Source organism: Daejeonella sp., assembly GCF_030684675.1.
GTDB lineage: Bacteria > Bacteroidota > Bacteroidia > Sphingobacteriales > Sphingobacteriaceae > Daejeonella.
Window position 1 is genome coordinate 46,849 of sequence record NZ_JAUXXZ010000064.1, and the last position, 23,058, is coordinate 69,906.

15 protein-coding genes are annotated in these 23,058 nt (G+C 37.3%); 5 read left to right on the plus strand and 10 right to left on the minus strand.

Translation table 11 applies throughout. From position 1 onward, the window contains the following. Positions 1-14: 14 nt before the first annotated feature. The 5 genes from Q8M41_RS14060 to Q8M41_RS14080 all read right to left on the minus strand — a co-directional run bounded on the left by Q8M41_RS14060 (position 15) and on the right by Q8M41_RS14080 (position 7,709). On the minus strand, positions 15-1,727 hold the full coding sequence (locus tag Q8M41_RS14060) for an FAD-dependent oxidoreductase (RefSeq protein ID WP_305365917.1): 1,713 nt from the start codon (positions 1,725-1,727) through the stop codon (positions 15-17). Beyond that, complete coding sequence (locus Q8M41_RS14065) at positions 1,724-2,971, minus strand: sugar MFS transporter (protein WP_305365918.1); 1,248 nt, start codon at positions 2,969-2,971, stop codon at positions 1,724-1,726. Before Q8M41_RS14065 ends, Q8M41_RS14060 begins: the two co-directional genes overlap by 4 nt. Positions 2,972-3,042: 71 nt before the next feature. Next, positions 3,043-4,221 (minus strand): AGE family epimerase/isomerase, encoded by a 1,179-nt coding sequence (locus Q8M41_RS14070; RefSeq protein WP_305365919.1) that lies wholly within the window; start codon positions 4,219-4,221, stop codon positions 3,043-3,045. 223 nt (positions 4,222-4,444) lie between these two features. Next, on the minus strand, positions 4,445-5,713 hold the full coding sequence (locus Q8M41_RS14075; protein ID WP_305365920.1) for an NRAMP family divalent metal transporter: 1,269 nt from the start codon (positions 5,711-5,713) through the stop codon (positions 4,445-4,447). Between the two features lie 472 nt (positions 5,714-6,185). Then, positions 6,186-7,709 (minus strand): PQQ-dependent sugar dehydrogenase, encoded by a 1,524-nt coding sequence (locus Q8M41_RS14080; RefSeq protein ID WP_305365921.1) that lies wholly within the window; start codon positions 7,707-7,709, stop codon positions 6,186-6,188. 584 nt (positions 7,710-8,293) lie between these two features. Between Q8M41_RS14080 and Q8M41_RS14085 the strand changes: the two genes are divergently transcribed. From Q8M41_RS14085 to Q8M41_RS14095, 3 genes are all read left to right on the plus strand, one after another. Continuing rightward, complete coding sequence (locus Q8M41_RS14085; protein ID WP_305365922.1) at positions 8,294-8,452, plus strand: hypothetical protein; 159 nt, start codon at positions 8,294-8,296, stop codon at positions 8,450-8,452. Between the two features lie 157 nt (positions 8,453-8,609). Beyond that, positions 8,610-10,250 (plus strand): DUF1800 family protein, encoded by a 1,641-nt coding sequence (locus Q8M41_RS14090; protein ID WP_305365923.1) that lies wholly within the window; start codon positions 8,610-8,612, stop codon positions 10,248-10,250. Continuing rightward, the gene (locus Q8M41_RS14095) at positions 10,247-11,839 is read left to right on the plus strand and encodes a DUF1501 domain-containing protein (protein ID WP_305365924.1); all 1,593 of its coding nucleotides are present in this window, start codon (positions 10,247-10,249) and stop codon (positions 11,837-11,839) included. The genes Q8M41_RS14090 and Q8M41_RS14095 overlap by 4 nt, the downstream gene beginning before the upstream one ends. A 4-nt stretch (positions 11,840-11,843) precedes the next feature. Here the strand turns inward: Q8M41_RS14095 and Q8M41_RS14100 are convergent, their stop codons facing one another. The 4 genes from Q8M41_RS14100 to Q8M41_RS14115 all read right to left on the minus strand — a co-directional run bounded on the left by Q8M41_RS14100 (position 11,844) and on the right by Q8M41_RS14115 (position 18,373). Continuing rightward, positions 11,844-12,224 (minus strand): two-component system response regulator, encoded by a 381-nt coding sequence (locus tag Q8M41_RS14100; protein WP_305365925.1) that lies wholly within the window; start codon positions 12,222-12,224, stop codon positions 11,844-11,846. Continuing rightward, positions 12,199-13,251: a PAS domain S-box protein gene (locus Q8M41_RS14105; RefSeq protein ID WP_305365926.1), complete on the minus strand. Its 1,053-nt coding sequence runs from the start codon at positions 13,249-13,251 to the stop codon at positions 12,199-12,201. Before Q8M41_RS14105 ends, Q8M41_RS14100 begins: the two co-directional genes overlap by 26 nt. After that, positions 13,251-13,676 carry a response regulator gene (locus Q8M41_RS14110; protein ID WP_305365927.1) on the minus strand — a complete coding sequence of 142 codons (426 nt, stop codon included), beginning with the start codon at positions 13,674-13,676 and terminating at the stop codon, positions 13,251-13,253. The genes Q8M41_RS14105 and Q8M41_RS14110 overlap by 1 nt, the downstream gene beginning before the upstream one ends. A 131-nt stretch (positions 13,677-13,807) precedes the next feature. Then, complete coding sequence (locus Q8M41_RS14115; protein WP_305365928.1) at positions 13,808-18,373, minus strand: PAS domain S-box protein; 4,566 nt, start codon at positions 18,371-18,373, stop codon at positions 13,808-13,810. Between the two features lie 229 nt (positions 18,374-18,602). Here Q8M41_RS14115 and Q8M41_RS14120 point away from each other — a divergent pair, with 229 nt between their 5' ends. Both Q8M41_RS14120 and Q8M41_RS14125 read left to right on the plus strand, forming a co-directional pair. Continuing rightward, a complete protein-coding gene (locus Q8M41_RS14120) occupies positions 18,603-19,853 on the plus strand; it encodes a YaiO family outer membrane beta-barrel protein (RefSeq protein ID WP_305365929.1) in 1,251 nt (416 codons plus the stop codon). A gap of 1 nt (position 19,854) precedes the next feature. Continuing rightward, positions 19,855-21,009: a hypothetical protein gene (locus tag Q8M41_RS14125; RefSeq protein ID WP_305365930.1), complete on the plus strand. Its 1,155-nt coding sequence runs from the start codon at positions 19,855-19,857 to the stop codon at positions 21,007-21,009. Positions 21,010-21,011: 2 nt separating this feature from the next. Here the strand turns inward: Q8M41_RS14125 and Q8M41_RS14130 are convergent, their stop codons facing one another. Next, positions 21,012-23,057 carry an LTA synthase family protein gene (locus tag Q8M41_RS14130; protein WP_305365931.1) on the minus strand — a complete coding sequence of 682 codons (2,046 nt, stop codon included), beginning with the start codon at positions 23,055-23,057 and terminating at the stop codon, positions 21,012-21,014. Position 23,058: the final 1 nt, after the last annotated feature.

Here is a 23,058-nt window from a genome sequence, read left to right on the forward strand (position 1 = left end):
TTTCTGCCTTCTCCCTACCTCCACTTCAACTCCACCCCCTGCTTCCCAATAAAGTCCTGAAACTCCTCCAGCAATTGCTTTCCTTCCCTGACTTTCTGTGGGATCACCTGCTTTTTCAAAGAATAGCTAACTAATAAGCCAACTGCTTCGCCTATACTCCATTCAACAGGATGCAAACGATAACAGCCATTCGTAATATGGGTTGTTCCGATATTTTTATTGGCTGGCAAAAGATTTTCCATCCGAACCGGCAATAAAGAGCCTAATGGGATCTGAAATGGAAGCGATGCAAAATCGATATAATTATTGCCACGACTGCTTGGATGAAGATCAATATGATAATACCCAATGCCTACACTATCATAAAAATCAGCTGCTTTTTTCCCTGCCTCTGCTCCTGCTACCTGAATCCGATTATCCTGGCCAACATGCTCTTCCAAAACAGTAAATAAAGCCTTTATACGTCTTGATTCACGGATATACGGATATTTAGCCATTCCATCTTCAGTTCCCATAATATCCTTTCTCAATCGAAGTCCGGGCCATCCCTGCTTTCCATCCGGACGCAGAGCTTCAGTTTGAAGCCAGTGAAACAAGGATAGACTAAGCTGTTTCGCTCGTCCCAGGTGATGATCAAATTCCTTTTGAGATACACCCACCAGGTTGCCCAGGGTATAATCATTCTGAGGCCAGTTTACTGTACAGATATCTCCCTTGAATGCCCCTGGCATGAAATTATCCTTTGCCAGAATCCGGCGATAATTCCATAGGTTAAGATTTGGAGGGGTCGGACTTCCATCCGGGTTAAATCCAAGTGTTTTCTTCTCGAGTGTTTTGGGATTTGAGTAATTCAGATCAAGTAATTTACCTGACCATGCCGGGCTCATTTTCGGAACCAGGTTACGCCAAAAATCATATTCAGCTGGTTTTTCTGCAACATTATTAGATCCTGGAACATAATCCATCGCAAAACATACCGTAAAGGCCTGTTGGTTATCCGGATCGGCCTTATCCGGAGCATGTAGCTCTCTGGTCTCGTTGCGGGATTCCGTTCCCATTACAAATTCAGTACCTGTCATCGGGAGCAACTCGCCGGTTTCGGTAGCATCTACAAAATATGTTCCGCTAAGTACATAGGAACGTCCTGTTCTGAGGCTTTCTACTTTTAAAGCCTTCACCTTATTACCTGAAAATTCTGCAGAACGTACTTTATGTTCAATAAGCAAAATCAGTTTACCCGAACTGATGAATGGTGCCAGCATCTCATTTAGAACCGCAAGCGATACTCTTGGCTCGTGGCAAAGAGCTGAAACCATCGCATTCCCTGGATTCAGATATTGCAGGGACTTAGCCGCGTCTGTGATTGGATAGTTCTTTTTATAATATTCTCTGACACCATTTCGGTAATTACGATAAGATTGAGGTGCTCCATGGGTTTCGATCCAGGCGTGCTCATCAGGAGGTACACCCTGAGAAGTTAACTGCCCCCCAATCCAGTCAGTTTCTTCGGTCATAATTACATCCAGTCCATTGCGCAAAGCGGCTAAAGCGGCTGCACAGCCCCCGATCCCTCCACCTGCAATTACTAATGTTGCACTAAGTTCAGAGGCATTTACATCCTTCTGTAAATTAGAAGCAAATACACCTGTTGGAAAGGCTGAAAGTGCACCTGAAGCTAAGCCTGTTGCCCCTAAGCCTGTCAGACCTATAAAATTCCTTCTTTTCATAAAACCTCAGCTTTTGACTTATAGCCGTTAACACCAAAAAATACGATATATAAATAACAAAGGACAGGAATCATAAATGCCACTGCCCATGTTGAATGATCTTTAACATAACCTTGTGAAAAGGATACTATAGCCCCGCCTACAATCGCTGTAGATAAGATACCTGAGGCCTTCGTGGTATAATTGCCCAGCCCCTGGACTGAAAGTGAAAAGATAATAGCAAACATAACCGAGTTAAAGAGTCCCACTCCTATCATTGACCAGATAGCGAATGCTCCCGAAGTGCTTACGGAAAGAACGATCAGCAGAATTGCAGCAGCTGCACAAACAGTCAGAATAAATGAAGGTCTTATTGTTTTAAGCAGGTAGGAACCGATCAAACGGCCGGCAAGCATTCCTCCCCAATAATAAGAAACATAAGAATTTGCATTCTCTACACCAACACTTAAGGTATCCGCTATGTAATTGGTCAAAAACGTTCCGACTGATACTTCCGCACCAACATAAGCGAATATTGCCCATGCCCCAAAGTTCAGATTGCGAAATGAAAAAATACTTACTCTTTCTTCAGGACTAGCCTGAAAACTCCCGGCACCGGTACTGATTTTGGGAAGTTTTAAATTATAAACCACCAAAGCAATGCAGATCAGTAAAGCAGCAATTCCCAGATAAGGATATTTCACTGCATCACTTGATGTACCTGATTCCTGTAGTTTTGACAGAATATAATGTGCGCCGAAAATTGGCGCAACTGTTGTCCCGATAGAACCAACTGCCTGAATAAGAGTTAGTCTGGAAGAAGCTGTTTTTGCAGGCCCCAATGCAGTAATATATGGGTTAGACGCAACCTGTAAAACCACAATCCCAATAGCTAAAACAAATAAAGCCGCCAGAAATAAATAATAAAGATGCATATCTGCGGCAGGATAAAATAATAAAGCCCCGATAGCAGCAATCGCAAAGCCGAGCACCATACCGTTTTTATAACCAATCTTCTCTACGATCATCCCAGCCGGGAAGGACATGAGTCCGTAGGTGAGGAAGAAATAAAACTGAACCAAAGATGAATCGGCATAGCTAAGGGTAAATCCCTCTTTAAAAAATGGCACAAGAGTATCATTCAGACAGGTTATAAAGCCGTTCATAAAATACAATACTGCCAGGGATATGAGGGCAGGCATGTAATTCTGTCCAGAATTCTCCTGTTCAGAATTTACGGTGCTATGTAAAGGTATATTTGCCATAATCTATTAGTTTTGAATTTTAGCTTTTGCTTTCAGCTTTAGGCTTTGAGCTTTTAGCTAAATTCTAGTTGTTATTTTGAAAACTTTCCCTCAATTTTTTCAAGGGTCTTCCAGCACTGGTATAAGCCTCTTGGAACATGGAAACATCCTTTCCATTTACCACCCTTTAAAGGAACCAATACTTCTCCTCTACGGTTCAAATAACCATACCACTCCCCCATATTTGCATCTGGAAAATGCTTCCAGGTATATTGATGTACCTTTTCAAACCAATCCCAGCAACGCTGATCTCCCGTATGGTAATATCCCTTTAGGAGAGTTATCAGAGTTTCCATATGTACCCACCATAGTTTCTGATCCCATTCCAGTTGCTGCGGAGGGTGACCTTTAACATCCATAAAGTATAAAATACCTTCGAACTCCTTATCCCAGCCGTATTCAAGAATATTGATGCTTATATCTACCGCCTTTTTGATCAGTGCCTGATCATTTCTGCGCTCTGCGATATCCATGATGAACCACATGGACTCCAGGCCGTGACCCGGATTAAGCAAACGGCCTTCAAATGAGTCGGAGAAGGAGCCATCCGGTTTCACATTTTCCAGAATAATTCCAAGGTCTTCCTGATAAAATACCTCCATTACCGAATGGATACCATCATTGATAGTCTTTTCAATCAGATCTCGTTCCAGAAGATGCTCCAATTCCAACACCAGGTTACAAAGGATCATAGGTAATGAAAAACCCTGAAGCGGGCGGGTTCCCGGGAAGGCCTTATTGTATTTTCCTTTTGGATCATCCCGCTTTCTGAGAATATTATTAAAGGTATTTACGGCAAGTTGTGCATATTCCTCAGTGCCTGTAGCTTTGAAAAGCTGTGCAAAGGCCATAGCAGCAAAACAATCAGAAAATATATTGTATGGCTGTATCAATGGCAGGCCTTCCCGGGTGAGTGAAAAGTAGAAGTTGCCCTCATTGTCTTTCCCGTGCTTCTTCATAAATTCAGCGCCCTGAATCGCGAAATCCAGCCATTCCTTTTTTTGTTCTACCTGGTTGTATAGCATACTAAAACACCATACCTGCCTGAATTGAAGCCAGACAAATTTATCTGTATCAAAAACCTTCCCTTCCCGGTCAAGACAAGTAAAATAGCCCCCGAATTCCTTATCTCCGGAATTCTTAAGCCAAAATGGAACTACATCGTTCAAAAGGTTGTCTTTGTACTTTTCAGCGTACTGTTTATAATTCATTTGATTATGATCATACTAAATTTTGAGGGAAGATATTCAATTCTCTAATTAATAGAAAAATAAGCATAAAACCAATTGAATTTCCATGAAGAAATGGCATTTCAGTACTGAAAAAATAATTTTCAACTCTGAATTGTACTTGGCTGGATTACAATAATCTACAAACTAAGATTCCTTTACAAGGCAAAGAATTAGGTATATTGTAAACAAAAAAGCAATGCTCTTATTTATCGAACAACTCCAGATAGATCAATGTTAGTGCTGCAACAGACATTAAAGTAAATGCAGTATAGCCAAGAATATTAGACTTTTTACTATTTGTAAACTCGCCCATTACCTCCTTATTATTGCCTATGTTAAGGATAATCAATATGAGGACTGGTGCTGTAATTCCATAAAGTATTGCAGACCATAACAAGGCCTGAATAGGAGAAATTCCAACATAATTCATCATTAAACCAAGCAGCAGAGAGATAATAGTGATTGTATAAAATGCTTTAGCCTGATGAAATTTTTTGTTCAGTCCCTTCTCCCAGCCAAAAGTTTCGGTAACAATATAGGATAAACATCCGCACAAAACCGGGATAGCTAATAATCCGGTACCAATTATACCTATGGCGAACAATAGATAAGCTGAATCTCCGGCTAATGGCCTGAGAGCTGTAGCTGCCTGCTCAACTGTATCAACTCTATGAATTCCAGCATTATACAATACTGTTCCAGAGGTCAGTATGATAAAAAACATGATCACATTTGAAAACAACATTCCGAAATCAACATCCTGCTTCAAGTCTCCAAGAATTTTCTTATCAACAATGATTTTTTTACGTTTTGAATTCATATCCTCCGCTACCATTGTTGCCTGCCAGAAAAACAGATATGGAGAAATTGTTGTACCCAGAATGGCAACAAGTATTCCTATGAATTCCTTTGTGAATTTTATATCCGGGATTAATGTTCCTTTGAGAATAGCAATTAGATCCTGCTTGTATAAAAAAGGAACAATTAAGTAAACCAGAAGTACCCCACAAAGGTATTTGAGAAGGGAAGCAAACTTACGATAGGGCAAATAAATAAATATGCCCATCAGCATAATAGTAAAGCCAACACTGAAAAAACCGGCATGAACAGATGGAACCAACAGATTTCCGACGGCTCCCATTCCGGCAATATTTGCACCGATATTCATCACAATGGCAGGAAAACTAAATAAAAGCATCAGATACAATACCGGTTTTGAATAATGCTCCTTTAAAGTACCTGTCAGCCCTTTGGATGTTACCATGCCAATCCTGGCACACATTTCCTGTACTGCGGCCATAAGCGGAAAAGTGATTAGCGCAGTCCACAGTGTTGAGAGACCGAACTGTGCTCCTGCCTGTGAATAAGTAGCAATCCCTGAAGGGTCATCATCACTGGCTCCGGTTATTAATCCGGGTCCAAGCTTCTTCCAGAATCGAATTACTTTATTCCAATTACTCCGTTTAGTCATACCTGTTTACCTTGCTTTTCGATTCTTCAATAAATACAGCATTTTTATCCTTGCACTCAAAATTCATTAATTATCAGTTAAATTAACGTGAGTTAGATATATAAATCTATAAAGATCAATATCTAACCACATAGAATGAATTATATTATGCTTTAAAGGAAACATAGAATGTAAATTATATAGATTGAAGCGAAGCTTCAAGGCTATCTTTGTCTAAAATGAAGGTTGGCGGCTATAAAGTGCTATGTTTCTATGTGGTTTTTAAATATTATGTCGAGTTCACGTTAAATTAATGCTATACCCTCCTTATCCTGAATGAAAATACTTCCCTGGATCATCGCCGCCTTAATCTGGGGCCCAAGATTAGTTAATCGTGCATCAGAGTTTTGTGAATATGAAGTAAATGAACAAATCGTAAAAATGATAAGCAAGCCTAATGATCTCAATTGGAATAGCATTTATTTCTATGATATTATTTATTTAAAGTAGTCCGCACCTGTTTAATTAATTCAGCCTTAATCGGAGCAGCATGATTGGAGCCTAAAGAACGTACATAAGTGGTGATATCAATCAAATCCTCATCTTTAAGAAAGGCAAAAGAAGGCATAGGAGTATCATAGGTAACACCACTGATTGTGGCCGAACCATTGGAACCGGACAATATCTTCTTTATAAATTCTTTAGGATTATTTACTACAACAAGGGAAGTGAGTAAAGAGGGAAATGTACCCTTTACACCCATGCCATTATCTTTATGACAGGACGCACAATACTGCTGGTATAAAAGTGCAGATTTCGATTCCGGAGGGATTGAAGAAAGCATATTTTGGGGATTTTCCGGATCTAGTTTTGATATTTTAATGATCCTGTCGTCAGAAGGGAGTGGAAAACCTGAAACCGGGTTCCAGTCGCGGTTACTGGTTGCCAGATAAACATCCCCTGCCGGGGACACACATAAATCCCTTATTCTGCCGAATTTATTTTCAAAATAAACCTGTTCGCTAAGAACCTTTTTTCCTTCATTATCCAGTTTCAATGCTCTGAAGCTCTTTCCCTTTAGCGTAACCAATAAAAGTGAATTCTTCAAAGCTGGTATTTTATCGTAAGAATAATAATCAAGACCTGCCGGGGCGATGGTAGGCGTCCATGCTTTAATTGGATCAATAGTGTTATGTAGTCCTTTGAATGTGGTTTCTTCAACACTTTCAGCAAAACCCTGTACTGTTGGCCAACCATAATTTTTAGCTTTACCTATCAAATTAATCTCGTCATCAGTTGCATCACCATGCTCTGAAGTATATAATTGGCCACTTTTTGAAAATACCATGCCCTGAATGTTGCGAAAGCCCCATGCCCAAACCGGATTTCCTTTCATAGGATTATCAGAAGTTGCAGATCCATCAATATTCATCCTAAGAATCTTACCATTTGGCGTTTTGGGATTTTGCGAATCAGTCAAACTAAGAGCATCGCCGGTAGCCCAATACAAGAGTCCCCCTTGCACAGCTATTCTGGATCCATTATGCCCATTAGCCGCAGGAATCTCCATTAGTATTTTTGGATCATTAAGGGTATCCAGATCCGATTTATATCGTACCAGCCGGATTAAATAATTTTTATCTTTCTGAATTGTATAGCATAAAAAAACATAAGGAAATTTCTTCATATCAGAATGGAGTGCCATCCCAAGCAAACCGGCAGTCCGGGATTGCCAGATATCTGTTAATTTTAAAAGCACTTGTTTATTTCCGGTCTTAGGATCCATTTTGCTTATTAGGCCACCATGTTCAGCAATCCAGATCTGATTATCGGGCCCCCAGGCAATTTCGAGAGGTACGTTCAGGTTGGATGCAATTGTTTTAATTCCATCCCCCTCCTGTTTCTGATAAGATAAGGGCCCCTTATCCTTGCCAAACTGATCCCGACCAATAGAATAAACCAAAACGAACCAGCCAAAAGCTATGAAAAGTATGATATTCAAGTAAAGATATTTCATAAATAATCTGGTTAATCACGGTTTTGTTTTGTGCAGAAATAATAAACGGAATTTATCATCTAATCGGCTTATTAAAGCCTGTACCAATTAATCGGAAAAGATATAAAATCTACTGAAATAAATTTACCTGTTTTTAAAATGATACAGATTCTTAAAGGGAGAGCCTCAGATTTATCTCAAAATCTCCGGTAGTGCTGAATCCTCTCAAACAGACGTACCAGTGGTATACATACTGGAAATTCCAATTGCAGAATTATAATTGAAACCAATCCCAAAAGTAGTATTTTCTGTACTATGATAAATTCCTGACATATTTAAACGATCATCGGGACTGAAAACACTTCTTTCATTATTCCCTAATCAAATGGTTCTAAACTGTTTATAATCAGATCCAGACTTTTAGAGCTTAATTAAATGGTCGGTATATTAATTGACGAGAACAATTTAAGTAAATAGATAAATTGTTAACATTAGATTAACTAATCGATTTAGACTATAAACTTGGCATAAAATGTATTTATATGCGTATATTCAAATGGATTAATATGCTTTAAATTATACCAATAATATTCAATTTTACAGCCATGGAAACAAATTACCTCATCATAGCACTGGTTTTGATTGCTGCAGCATTTGTGCTATTCCTTCTTATCCGTAAAAACAGAAAAGACCAAAAGGAATTTGAACAGAAAATGAATCAGGAAAGTATTGATCCTGAACATCATAAGGAAGAAAAAATTTGAATTAACCGCACAGGAGAATCAATTAACCAAACTCTTTTAAAATTGACTGTAATAAACAGATATTTTCAGCTTAGGAATTAATTACATCATTTCAACTGAATTTATCTTATGTTTATATGTTCAATTGGCAGCAAAATTTTAACATATACTATCCTTTATGGATCGTCGTAGTTTTTTATCTGCAAAGGCAAATTCTAAAACGGATTTATCTTTTAAGTCCCGTACCTATACGGGATTATCTGCATTTTTCCCTCCATTTGGCAGACAAGAAATCATCCATTTGTTAAAGCGCACCTTATTTGGGACTAAACAGGCTGACATTAAAATACTAAGTGGTAAAACTCTTTCTGAAGGGTTGGATATTTTGCTGAATGCTGAGATAGTACCTGCCCCTCCACTTAATAACTACAACGACACCAATTTTACGGACCCCAACGTTACTGCAGGTCAAACCTGGGTAAATGCAGTGTTTGACGGCAATGCAAATAGTCGAAGATATACTTCATTTAAGTCGTGGTGGACTGGCCTTATGCTCAATCAAGGTACATCAATTCACGAAAAAATGATCCTCTTCTGGCATAATCATTTTGCTACAGAAACTCTGGACATTGGGGATGCACGCTATGTTTACAAACATCATATGTTGCTCAGAAAATATGCTTTGGGCAATTTTAAAGAGTTTGTAAAAGAAATAACTATTGATCCGGCTATGTTAAGGTATCTGAACGGATATCTAAACAATAAAAATTCACCGGATGAAAATTATGCCCGTGAATTACAGGAACTTTTCACCCTTGGAAAGGGTCCTAAATCAAATTATACCGAAGGGGATGTAAAAGCAGCTGCGCGGGTTTTAACAGGTTATACCGTAAATGCAACAACAATATCATCCGTATTTGATCCCAACAGACACGATACTGGTATCAAACAATTTTCTTCATTTTATAATAATGCTACAATAACAGGTAAAGCAGGAGCAAATGGAGCGGGAGAGACAGATGAGCTTATCAATTTAATCTTTCTTCAAAATGAGACCGCCCTTCATATTTGCCGTAAATTATATCGCTTCTTTGTCTATTATGAAATAGATGGGGCGACAGAGGCCAATGTAATTACACCGATGGCAAATCTTTTCAGGACAAGCAATTATGAAATAAAACCCGTCCTTAAGGTGCTTTTTAGTAGCGAACATTTTTTCGACCTTGTAAACAGAGCTGGTTTGATTAAGAGCCCTGTTGATTTATGTATCGGACTTGCCAGAGAATTCAGTATGGTATTCCCGGATACTTCCGACTATGTTAATCAATATTTTATGCATGATTATATCCGTACGCAAGCCTCCAATATGCAGCAAAATATTGGTGATCCACCAGGAGTTGCAGGTTGGTCTGCATATTACCAGGAACCTCAATTTCATGAACTTTGGATCAATGCCGATACACTGCCCAGAAGGAATCAATTCAGTGATGTAATGATCGGTAATGGATATACCAGAAACGGTAAAAAGATCAATATCGATATCCTGGCCTTTGTAAGTGCATTATCTGATCCTGCAAACCCCAATACACTGATCAATGATAGCCTGGAAATACTTTACACCATCGATATCACACAGCAGGTGAGAGATTTCTTAAAAAGTATTTTATTATCCGGACAAACATCCGACTCCTACTGGACAGATGCCTGGATAACATACAAGGCCAATACAAGCAATACAACCAACAGGAACATTGTATTAAATCGCCTTCAGTCCATGTACAAGTATCTCATGAATCTTCCTGAATATCAGCTATCATGAAAAGAAGGGATTTTATACGAAGTACGGCACCGGCTGGAATAGTATTCCCGGCACTGATTAATGGCTTCACATTTAAGGCTTTTGCCGAATCTCCATTAGTCTCGGCGCTTACTCAAGCTCCAACAGAAACGGATCACGTATTGGTTATTATTCAACTTAACGGAGGTAATGATGGGTTGAATATGGTTATTCCGATTGACCAGTATGATAATCTGGCCATTGCCCGTTCAAATATCATTCTTCCAAAAAACAAGATACTCAAACTAAACGGAACCAGTTTTACGGGTCTGCATCCATCTATGACGGGACTGCAAACGCTTTTTAACCAGGAAAAGCTTCAGATCATCCAGTCTGTAGGTTATCCGCAGCCAAACTTCTCCCATTTCAGGGCAACGGATATATGGCTTAGTGCTTCTGATTCCAACCAGACCATAAACTCAGGCTGGGCAGGGCGTTATCTGAATGAAGAATACACCAATTATCCGATGGGTTTCCCGAATACAGTGATGCCCGATCCTCTTGCCATACAGATTGGTTCATTTGTTTCTCCCGCCATGCAAGGTCCTGCAGTAAACATGGGAATGGCTATTTCGGACCCTGTCAATTTTTACAACCTGATCAATGGAATTCAGGGCAATGCACCAAATACACGAGGCGGAAAAGAGCTGACCTATATCCGTCAGATCGCTCAACAAACACAGCAGTATGGAAGTGCCATAAAAGCCGCTGCCGCGAAAGTCACGAAGCAATTTGCAGGATATCCAACAGGAAACAGCCTTGCAGATCAGTTAAAAATCGTGGCCCGATTAATTGCAGGCGGATTAAAAACAAGGATCTATATGGTTAGTCTGGGAGGTTTTGATACACATGCTCAGCAGGTAAATGCAACAGCAAAGGAAACAGGTAATCATGCAAACCTTCTTCAAAAAGTTTCAGAAGGAATTAAAGCCTTCATGGACGACCTCAACTTTTTAAGTGCTCAAAAACGAGTAATAGGAATGACCTTCTCCGAGTTCGGCAGACGTATCAAATCAAATGGTAGCGGTGGTACAGATCATGGAGCAGCTGCTCCCTTATTTGTATTTGGACATTATGCTCAGAATGACGTTATTGGGAAAAGTCCGACGATTCCTTTAATTACCAATACCGGAGATAATGTTCCAATGCAGTATGATTTCAGATCAATCTATGCTTCCATCCTGCAGCAATGGTTCTGTGTTCCTGAAAGTACACTTGAGAATGTGATGCTCAAAAACTTTCAGAATATTAATGTGATTAAAAAATCAGCGCCGTGTATGTCTACAAGCCCTGAAATTATCACTGTAAATGCCGGAAAAAATCTAATTAGTAATTATCCGAATCCATTCCAAACCTCAACTACAATATCCTATGAGAGCTTTGGCGGACATACATTAATCCAGGTATTTAATACCGAAGGAAAACTAATTAAGACTCTGGTAGATATGGAAATTGGAGCCGGAAATCATAAGGTTACTTTCGAAAATGAAGGATATTTGCCGGGTGTATATTATGCAAGATTACAGAATAATGCTATTCAGCAGATCCGAACCATGCTTCTGGTGAGGTAAGAAATTAAATTATAGTTTTTAGTGCTGTTAAACTTTCAGGCTTAATGGGTTTTTCCAGATAAGAAATTACATGCCTGTACTGATTTGCTTTCTCCTTATCCACAACATTTACTGATGAACTCACCACAACAACGCGAACTCTATCTATGGAAAAAGTACCAGAAATTGTATCCAGGAATTCCCACCCGTTCATTACCGGCATATTAATATCAAGTAAAATCAAAAAAGAACGGTCTTCATCGGCAGAAGCTTGAATAAAATCTAATGCCTCCCTGCCATTAATAAATACCAATGGACTATCATGCAAACCACTCATAACTACCATTCGCTTTTGAATGATCAGGAAAATTCTATCATCATCAACGATCAATACCTCCGGATTCATAACTTTTAAACTCTATATTATAAGCCTCAGACTTTTTAGTAATATCTCTAACTATATCGTCAAGTTCATATGCCGATTGAAGAATATAATCAAGCATTTCTAATTTTTGTTCTTCAGAAATATCGGGATTTTTAATCAAATCAATCAGACCCATGAGGCGTGCTATGGGTGCTCTGACTACGTGGGATTGAATCCAGGAAATCTCACTCAACTTCCTGTTCTGATCTTCAATTGCACTGACGTATTTAATCTGATCTGTAACATTTTGAGCCAGTATTATTTTTGCCACACGCCCCTTAAATAGAATTAAAGAACTCTGAATTTCAACATATATTACTTCTCCGCTCTTACGCTTATGCCTGAATCTATTCTCAAAAAGTTGATTTATACTAATTTTGGATTGTTGTAATACCGCTTTCAAAAGCGGAATGTCTTCCTCGGGACGGATTTGCTCAATAGTCATTGACAAAAATTCTTCAAAGCTATATCCGTATTGCTTAATTGCAGCCTCATTGACATCTAGAAATTTAAGAGTTTCAACTTCATAAACCCACATGGGCTGTGGACTTAAATGGAACAAATCACTATACTTTTTTTCGGATTCTTCAAGTTCAAGCAAGGATTTATTACGCTCTATACTATAGATGATACTTTTATATAGAAAAAAAGAATTAAGGTCATCCTTGAGCAGATAATCAGAAATCCCCATTGCTAAAGATTTTACACTAAAATCAAAATCTGCAAAACCAGTAAGTACAATAATCGGACTTCCTGGACAGATTTGCAACATCTCTTGAATCAGATCACTACCGCCCTTATCAGGAAGGCTAAGATCAAGTAAAATTAAATCGAAACGCTTAAAATCCTTTTCTTTAAAAAGTGATTTGGCTTCTACAAAGCTAACAGCGTGGGTAATCAAAGGAGCGGTAATGTACTCCATAATGTAGTCTTCAATTAATAAATAATCGCCAGGATTATCTTCAATAATCAAAAAACTATATGGCCTATTATCCTTAGGAACGGGCATTACTTTCGTTTAGGTAGTTGTACTATATTAATCCAAAAATCTTCAATCTTTGTAACTGCTTCAATAAAATCTATAGCATCAACTGGCTTTGTAATATAACAATTAGCGTGACTCTCGTAAGAAAGCTTAATATCTTTATCAGAAGAAGAAGTAGTAAGCATAATTACTGGTAAACATTTAAGTTTATCATGCTGTTTTATATGCTGAAGCACCTCATGGCCATTTTTTTTGGGTAAATTAACATCCAGAAGAACCAAATCGGGTAATTCATTGATTAAGGATGTTTGCTCTAAAAAATCAATCGCACTTTTACCATCTTTGATAACTGTCGTCCGGTTCATAATTTTACCATCTTCGAGAGCTTCAGTTGTAAGAAGGATATCACCTTCATTGTCTTCAACAAGTAATATGTGAAATGACTTCATATTTTAATTCTCCTGAATCCGTAAATATAAAAATTCCCAATGGTTAAAATTTATCTAAATACTATTTTTACGTAAACATTCAAACACTTGTCTCTGATTTGAAAAGCCTAAGGTTTTGTATCTTATTGTAATTAATCTGAATTTGTAGCGACTAATTTAGGTATAGTAAAATAAAATATACTTCCTATGCCTTCAGCAGATTCAACCCATATCTTCCCTCCTAAATTCTCAATAAGCTTTCGACATATGGCCAATCCCATACCAGTTCCTGAATATTCATCTTTATTGTGTAGCCTTTGAAAAATAATGAATATTCTATCGAAATACTCCTTAGAAATTCCAATCCCATTATCTTTTACTGAGAAAAGTACATGATCTTCAAATTCTTCAGAATCCAGCTCTATTATCGGGCTTGAGCCCTTAATGCTGTATTTAATGCTGTTAGAAATCAGGTTTTGAAATAATTGTCTGATTACTGTTTTTGTTACATTAATTATCGGCAAATTATGAATTATTAATTCTGCATTTTGCTCCTGAATTTCCTTTCTTAACAAAAGCGAAATTTCATCTATTACCTCATTAACATTTACCTGTTCAATTGTCTGATCTAATCGGCCAGCACGCGAAAAATCCAATAAATCAAGAATGATCTGCCTCATTCTTTTCGCTCCATCTACAGCAAAATGTATATACTGGTGTGCTTTGTCATCCAACTTATCTGAATACTTCTTCTCCAGTTGAGTCAAAAAACTTGAAATCATTCTCAAAGGCTCCTGGAGATCGTGAGAAGCAACATATGCAAATTGTTCAAGTTCCTGATTAGAAATTGCAAGATCCTTAAGGTTCTTCTTAAGGACAATATTCATTTCATTTATTTGCTTATCATAAATTTTACGTTCTGTTATATCCTTGAAATATACAGAAAGCCCTTCAACTGAGGGATAAGCACTTATTTCATACCACTTATTCATTGGCTCATAATAATCCTCAAAACTAACCACCTTCCTGCTTTCAATAGCCTTCTTATAATTTTGATGTGATATTGAATCCTTACTATCAGGAAATATGTCCCAAAGGTACTGATTCACAACCTGTAGCTTTTTTGGGCCTAATAGATTTTCAGATTGTTTGTTCCAATAGGTAACAATCCAATTCTTATCTACAGCAAAAAATCCATCACCTATGCTTTCAAGTATATTATTTCGCTCATCAAAAGCCTGCTGTAATTCATTTTTAGTTTTTACCTGCTCAGAGATATCAATACCTGCACACTGAATTTCAAAAGGCTGATTTTCATTGCCTGTCAAACAGATAAAATCCCATAAAGTTGTGATAATTTTCCCTTTGACCTGTGATGGTTTATCGATCTCCACCTGAAAAACTTTATTAGGATGTTTAAAACATTTTTCCACTACTTCAAAAATTCGTGGGTAATGGTACTCCATAACCGCATCCATTGCTGATTTACCTAACATATCCCCATCAGGATAGAGCCATCCAAATTCCTGCTGATATTTATTATTACAATAAGTTAAATTACCTTGAATATCTGTCCTGAAAATAAAATTGGTTTGTGATTCAATAATCCCCCGATAGCGGGACTCACTGATTATCAACCGTTCCATAGCTAGTTGCGATTCAGTAATATCCTGCGTTGTACCTTCAAAAACAAGAACCTTTCCATTTTCATCCCTGATTAAATTTCCTTTAGCATGAACCCACTTTATAGAACCGTCAGGCAAAATTATCCGGTGCCTGATATCATGATCTTCTTCTCCATTCAGCGCCTTCGTCCTGCTGGCAAGAAACACCTTAAGATCCTCTGGATGAATACTCTTAATCAGATAGTCATAATCAATAATTACTTTGTTTTTATCGATTCCCCATATCTCATAAAGTTCATCCGACCAGTACAATGATTTAGTCTCTGGAATTGATTGCCAATAGCCTAAATGAGCAATTTTCTGAGCATTCAATAATTTAGTTTCATTTTCCTTAAGTTGCTGAAAAATCCTGTCTTTCTCGGTAATGTCGTTATGTATTACCATCATACATGCTTGACCCATGTAATCAAAACGATGACCAGAAACCTCTGCTCTGATCGAATCTCCATTCCTTTTGGTTTGCCAGGAAGTGCCAAAAGATATTACAGAATTACTATTCTCAACACCGATATGAGCTGAAAGCATTTTTTCGGATTCCATTTTAGTGCATAAGTCGAGTATTGACATCTTAAGTATTTGCTTTGAAGAATATCCATAAAGCAAAAGTGCAGAATTATTACAATCAAGGATTCGGTAGGTATTCAGGTCATAAATAAATTTAGGAAGTGGGCTGGACTGAAACAATAGTTTATATTTTCTTTCTGATTCCTGAAGCTGTTTGAGAGTTTTTCTTTTTTCAGTAACATCAGTTATTGTCACAAAAACACCAATTACCTTTTTAGACTCATCAAGGGCAGATTTATATCGAAGAGAGAAAATCAACTCATTTATACCCTTTAATGGAATAACCAACTCCGACTCCTCATCTTTACCCTTTAATACACGTTGATATCTTTCAAATACTTCTGAAATCCGGCCTGGAGCTACATAATCCATAATAGAATTTCCTCTTTTTACCTCCAGACCATAATATTTTTTGAACAACCGGTTAAACTGTTGGTTAAACGATACAATTTTCAGATCAGTATTTAATAAAATAAAACTTTCTTCGGAATTATTGATCAACAGTTTCATTTCAAGTTCATACTGTCGCTTTTCGGTAACATCCCTGAAGTTATCCACTATCCCATTAATTTCAGGATCATGCAAGAGATTAGTTATTGTGGCTTCCAGCCATCGCCAGGAACCATCTTTATGCCTTGTTCTTGAAGTATGACCGGCAATGGGAATACCGGGTTTTTTCAAACATTCCTGTATCCTGTTAACTACTTCCTGACGATCATCCGGATGTAAAAGCCCAAACAAGTTTAACTTAAGGGCTTCTTCTTCTGAATAACCCAAAATATTCTTAACGGAGGGTGAAATGTAAGTTGGTAAACCCATCGAATCAAGAATAACAATTGCGTCAGCACCATTTTCGACCAAACTGCGAAAGCGACGCTCTTTTAATTTTAATTCAGTTTCTGCCTTTTTTATTTCAGATGCGTCTTTTGCGATGCAATACATTCTCGCAGATTTTGCATCCCATCTTACTGACCATAACAAGTCGACAAAGGTTCCGTTCTTTCTGATATAACGATTTTCAAAATTAGTCATTTCAAGTCCCTGCATGATTTCATCAGCTGCCTTTAAGGTACGTGCAACATCTAGAGGATGTACAAAATCTGTGGAATTTCTTCCTTCGAGTTCCTTGGGCGTATAGCCTAATATTTTTAATGAAGCGTTACTTACATTAATAAATACTCCTGAACGACTCATCGTACAAATAATATCAAGCGAAGAATCCATGATGCTGCGCAGTTCAGTCATTGCCTTTTCATAGGCGGTTAAATTTTGAGTTTCTGCTGTAACATCCCTGCTATAACAGGCCACACCAAACTGCTTGTTCTTATTATCCCTGATTGGAGAAAATGAAATTATTGTATAAATTTTTTCACCGCTATGAGGATCTACACTTTCCCTATTTACCTTGAACTCCTTTCCTTTAAAAGCTCTCATATACAGCTCATTCCACTCTGAAACTATCTTCTCACCAAAGGCCACATCAAGCAAAGAATCTCCCTCCACAACTTCCTTACCGGTTCTTAAAAGAAATAATTGGATAAAAGCCTGGTTAGCAGTAATTAACTTACAATCCATGTCCACTGACCAAATAAGATCTGAGGATGAATTGATAAGCGCCTCTTGATTGATTTTAGTCCGCTCAATCTCATTTACCTGCTTTGCTAAAATAGAAATATCAGTAACAGTTGAAATCATCAGATTATGATCAGGCAATGGAATATTCTTTGCGTTGACAATTCGGGTTTGTCCGTCAGATCCGGTTACTTTTATATTTTCCCAGCTCATTTTCTCCGGAATTCCGCTATTTAAATCTGACATTACAGAATTAAACATCTGTTTCCGATAAAAATCATCAGGATAAACTCTTTTAAAGAAGGTTTCTATATCCGAAAGATCAGCCGAGCTCCAACCATATATTTTACTGAATTGAGGGTTAACGAGTGTTGCTTCGCCGGTATCAATTTTGTTTACTGCAATCCCGATCGGCAAATTGGCAAGTATAGTTTCAACAAGTTCATATTTTAGCTGAAGTCCTGTATAATCATCTTTTGAAGGATTCTGATCAGATATTTCGGGATTGGAGGCAACTTGTTTATGCCAATATTGCAAGATGTACAACTCAGCCTTTTTAACAAGATATATGGGAATTTGCTCTACGTCATAATATTGTCCCTGAATTAGAAAACCATCATGCTTTTTTAAAAAATCAGTCCTTGATTTTTCCTTTTGAGCAGTCCCTGGAATTAAACTAAGAGAGTCATAAATGCTCTTTATATCTTTATTCGGAAGTGTCATTAATTGGTATAGCGTTGACAGGTCTATATTGTGTATCTCATTCTCTGACAGATTAAACTGTTCAGCAAAAGATACATTACCATTAAAAACAGCATATCCAGACATTTCCCTCCTTATCAATAAAACAGGAACAGGACTAGATTTAAATACTTCAAGTAATATGGAATTATTCATTTCAATTTAAGTAATACGAATAGCTATCTGGAAAAACTTTGATGAGTGAACATATCAAAAGTCAATAATCGTTGAATAATATTAAAATCCATAAATTCGAATGAAATAATCCTGATTTACTTAAGGAATCTAATGATTGATAATAGGGTTAATTTTTCAGTAAAATGATAAAGTAAAAATTCAAATTTTAGATGAGATAATTGAACTCAATATCAATTTACAACAAATCATGAAACATTCAACATTCATTTATTTTATATTTTTTAATCTGGTTTCAGTTTTAGTTTTTGCTCAAAACAATAATCCATCTTCTGATGAATTGTTTGTTCAAGCCAGAAAACTCGCTTTCGACGACAAGAATTATACAAAAGCAATAGCTTTAACCAAACAGGCCTTAAAACAGAGCCCGGATTATGCAGATATCAGAATATTTTTAGGCCGTTTGTACACTTGGACTGACAAACCTGATAGTGCCAGAATTGAATTCAAAAAAGTTCTCGAGAAGAATAAAGGATATGAAGACCTCTACCTCGCTTATGGTTCATTAGAATACTGGAACAATAATTCAGAGGAGGCATTTAAAATTGTTTCTGAGGGAATAAAATACAATGAAAAATCAGAAAGCCTGCTCTTGCTCGGCGCGAAAATATTTTTGGATCTGCGTAAATTTGAGGAGGCGAATATTACCTTAAGACATCTGCTGAAGCTAAATCCAAATTTTACCGAGGCCCGTGCACTTGCAGGTTCCATCGGAAACATTGGCTCAAAAAACAAAATTGGCTTCAGTTATGATTATGTATATTTCGATAAACAATTCGATGATCCCTGGCATTTAGGAAGTATTGATTACAGCCGGCAAACCGGAATTGGTTCCTTAACTGCAAGAGTAAACTTTGCTAACCGATTTAAGACGAATGGCACGCAGTTCGAACTTGATTTCTACCCAAGAATATCCGAGACCTTTTATGCCTATGTGAGCGGAGGATATTCGGGCGATGTGGGGGTATTTCCTGAATACCGTGCAGGATTTTCGTTGTATGCAAATCTGCCTTCAGCATTCGAGGCCGAAGCAGGTTTCAGGATGCTGAGTTTCAGCGACCAGACCTGGATCTATACAGGTTCTATAGGCAAATATTATAAAAGCTTCTGGTTTAATCTGAGAACATTCCTTACCCCATCAAATAATTCAATCTCACAATCGGTAGCATTCAGTACACGCTATTATTTTGGAGGGGCCAATGATTATCTGAGTTTTGGAATCGGCACCGGCCTTTCACCCGATAATCCAAGGAACAACTTGCTGTATAATAATGGAAATACCTATAAGTTAAAATCAAATAATATTTCTTTAGGATATCGCAAAAGTATTAAAACAACAAATATCATTTTCTTTAAAGCCTCTCTCGAAAACCAGGAATATATCCAGGATACAAGGGGAAATCAGGTAGAATTAGGAATTGGATATATGAAACAATTCTAATATGATCAGAAAATTCCTATACCTCATCATTCTGATTTGCTTCACGCCCCTGATTATGTGGTTATTTTGGTTTCTGACACCCAAAACCAAACTGGTGGCTGCAATCATAGATAAAACAGTATTAACAAAAGCCGGACAAGAGCATAGCTCTTTGTACTGGATTCTGAATCAGGAGCGATATACAAAAACCAGTAAAAAATCATACACGATTGACCGTGATTACTTTGGATTTTTCCCTCTTGAGGATGAAAAGTTTAAGCTCAAAGGTCTTGAAAGATTTTCCAATAAACAGATCAATCAATTGAGCATGGACGCAGATCTGGTTTATTTCACTGATACCTATGGGATCTATAATAATGAGTGGTTTAAGAAAAAAAACATCAATGAACGATCGGGAATGCTTTATGGCGGTTTGAGTAAGAATGATGTTGCTTTAGCCCGGTTAATGAAAGGCCGTAAAAAATTGGTCATTGCCGAATTTAATACCATTGGTGACCCCACAGATTCAGCTGCCAGAGCAGGCTTTGAGAATGAGTTTGCCATCAAATGGACTGGCTGGACAGCCAGGCATTTTGAGAGTCTTGACACCACAATAAACATGGAACTTCCACGCTGGCTAATTAACAACTACAAGAAGGAACACCAAAATCAGTGGCCCTTCAAAAAAGCGGGTATTGCTTTTGTTAGCAATACTGACAAGGTAGCAATACTCGAAGATGGCGTTCATCTAAGCAACCCGATGCCTCATATTCAAACCAGTGTGCAGGGGCAAAGAGAGCTTGGTTTACCTGCTGAGATTAAATACCCCTTTTGGTTTGATGTTATTGAATACGATCCACAGGTTAATCAATCAGCAGCTAATTTTAAGATCAGCATGAATGATCGTGGATTGGCAGAACTTAAAAGACAGGGAATTCCTCCTGTTTTTCCTGCCATTACCTTTCATAAAGGCGACGATTACCTTTTTTATTACTTTTCAGGGGATTTTTGTGATAACCCGGTTTCGATCAACTCATCCTATTTTAAAGGGATTAATTATTTAAAATGGATGTTCTATGATGATAAAAATCCAATGGAAAGACATAGTTTTTTCTGGAATTATTACCGGCCACTCATAACTAATATTCTTGAAGAGTATTCTGTGAATAAAAATTAATTCTATTTTGGGAGTGTGTAGTTTTTATACAGGCTGTCGGGAATAATTTTCCCGCCGTTCGTAATCACAGCGTTTCTTTTCTTGAATAGGTTAAATTCATTTAACAATTGATTCTTTCTTGCATCATCATTAAGCCTCTCTTCATCCATTCCTGGATTTAACTTAAATAGATCATTGCCATTCAGGTGGTACTCTCCCATCACAAAATCAATAATATCGGTTTTATTCTGGATTAAAGGTATCCTATGCAAATTCCTGAAGTTTCTGCTGGTATCGAGTCCCTCCCCGATCCAGCTATTGATGCCAGGGAGTTTTATTTTATAGTTGTTCTTCAAAAAAGCAAGAAGAGTTGGCGGCAGATCAAAATGACTCGAAACAGAAGAAAACCTTGCAGTCCTTTTTAATAATGGTGAATAAACAATCATCGGAACATGATACCTGTCAATTTTTGTACTCATAGGAATTTCAGGCATACGGTGATCACCGGTAATGATGAATATGGTATTTGCAAAATCTGCACGCTTTTTATACTCATTCATAAAAAGTCGAATTGCATCATCCATGTATAGAATACTTACATACTGAATTCTATTTTTTCTGTGTAATAGTTTTTTTGAATCATTAAATTTCAGAATGTTCATATGTTGCTCAAAGACCCGGGCATATTTATCAGATTCGTTGATCAAAAAATTATTATGAGTAGAAACCGTCAGAATGATATTAAGCTGAGGCTTTGCATTCTGAATTGCTGGACGACTAGCCAAATAGTATCTGAATAGCTCTTTATCGTTATATCCCCAACTGAAATTATTAACCTTGGGTAATTTGAGGTATCCCTTTGGAAAGGTCTTTTCATCTCTTATCTCATCAACATCATTGGCTTCCAGATATTGTCTCATCCGGTCAAAGCTGGCATCACCACTATAATAGAAAGATGTTTGGTAACCATTAAACTTTAACAGATTAAGCAATGAAAGCTGATCAGGCATTTTTTCAAGTTCAAGAAATCCACTTTTAGCGAAAGGTAAAGAACCCAATATAGAGGGTAAAACTGCAAAGGTTCTCCCTCCCTGACTTAATGCATTATTCCATGAGAGACTTTGGTCAGAAAGCGAATCCAGAAAAGGGGTAAAACTTCCGAGATATGCCCCTTCATTAGAGAAAGCCCTCCCAAGGCCTTCTGCAATCAGCATTACTATGTTAGGCGGAGAATCTCCAGTATTAAAAAAAGGTGAAAGAACATCCTGAGAGGCATCTTTATGTAAAAAGGGATAATTTATCTCATCAACATATTCATATTCAATATTACTTTCCTCATTATCAGCAAAGTCTCCGATGTAACTATCATCATAAATATCAATTTCAATTTTTTCGGGAAATAAGAAAGTATATGAAGATTTGAGAAAATAATCAGATTTATTTTCAATCAGATTATTTTCAAACTCTGATTGAAAATCTGGCTTAAAGTTATGTTCAGATATACCACTAAGGAGATAAATAGCTGACAAAACCGGAAGAGTAATAGCAGGAATTCGTTTTAGTTTGATCCGCCTGGAAAGAAAATGCAAAGCAGCAATAACCCCTATAGTAAGAATAATGAAAACGCTGACCGATAAAAAACTCACACCACCTGATGCTCCAAGTGTCTGATTTATATCTTCCATCGAATAACTGTATAAATCAGCCCCAAGAGGCACAAGCGAAGTGTTAAAATAGAGTAACAGTCCTAATTGAATAATGAAAAGAAAGACGATAAAGGCCTGAAAAAAGAATCTGGCAAACTTCGCTGAAAAGAAATAAATAGCTGTAAAAACGATAAACAGAAAGAAGAGCAATTTCAACCAGTATAAAACATTTAATACTGAGCTCCAGACCATAATTTCAAAGAAACCAGATTCCAAGCCATGGGTAATGCTATTGAAAATATTTTCAATTACGCTAAGCAATAAAATAAGAATGAGCCAAAGGATTGCAATACCTGCAAAAGCCTGACAGGAATTATAAAATTTACTTAGAATTTGATTTTCTGATTTTTGATTTTGTTCCATA

Excerpts from the sequence above, each read along its gene's own strand:
- Q8M41_RS14060 (WP_305365917.1), bottom strand. The coding sequence starts at position 1,727 with ATGAAAAGAAGGAATTTTATAGGTCTGACAGGCTTAGGGGCAACAGGC.
- Q8M41_RS14065 (WP_305365918.1), bottom strand. The coding sequence starts at position 2,971 with ATGGCAAATATACCTTTACATAGCACCGTAAATTCTGAACAGGAGAAT.
- Q8M41_RS14070 (WP_305365919.1), bottom strand. The coding sequence starts at position 4,221 with ATGAATTATAAACAGTACGCTGAAAAGTACAAAGACAACCTTTTGAAC.
- Q8M41_RS14075 (WP_305365920.1), bottom strand. The coding sequence starts at position 5,713 with ATGACTAAACGGAGTAATTGGAATAAAGTAATTCGATTCTGGAAGAAG.
- Q8M41_RS14080 (WP_305365921.1), bottom strand. The coding sequence starts at position 7,709 with ATGAAATATCTTTACTTGAATATCATACTTTTCATAGCTTTTGGCTGG.
- Q8M41_RS14085 (WP_305365922.1), top strand. The coding sequence starts at position 8,294 with ATGGAAACAAATTACCTCATCATAGCACTGGTTTTGATTGCTGCAGCA.
- Q8M41_RS14090 (WP_305365923.1), top strand. The coding sequence starts at position 8,610 with ATGGATCGTCGTAGTTTTTTATCTGCAAAGGCAAATTCTAAAACGGAT.
- Q8M41_RS14095 (WP_305365924.1), top strand. The coding sequence starts at position 10,247 with ATGAAAAGAAGGGATTTTATACGAAGTACGGCACCGGCTGGAATAGTA.
- Q8M41_RS14100 (WP_305365925.1), bottom strand. The coding sequence starts at position 12,224 with ATGAATCCGGAGGTATTGATCGTTGATGATGATAGAATTTTCCTGATC.
- Q8M41_RS14105 (WP_305365926.1), bottom strand. The coding sequence starts at position 13,251 with ATGCCCGTTCCTAAGGATAATAGGCCATATAGTTTTTTGATTATTGAA.
- Q8M41_RS14110 (WP_305365927.1), bottom strand. The coding sequence starts at position 13,676 with ATGAAGTCATTTCACATATTACTTGTTGAAGACAATGAAGGTGATATC.
- Q8M41_RS14115 (WP_305365928.1), bottom strand. The coding sequence starts at position 18,373 with ATGAATAATTCCATATTACTTGAAGTATTTAAATCTAGTCCTGTTCCT.
- Q8M41_RS14120 (WP_305365929.1), top strand. The coding sequence starts at position 18,603 with ATGAAACATTCAACATTCATTTATTTTATATTTTTTAATCTGGTTTCA.
- Q8M41_RS14125 (WP_305365930.1), top strand. The coding sequence starts at position 19,855 with ATGATCAGAAAATTCCTATACCTCATCATTCTGATTTGCTTCACGCCC.
- Q8M41_RS14130 (WP_305365931.1), bottom strand. The coding sequence starts at position 23,057 with ATGGAACAAAATCAAAAATCAGAAAATCAAATTCTAAGTAAATTTTAT.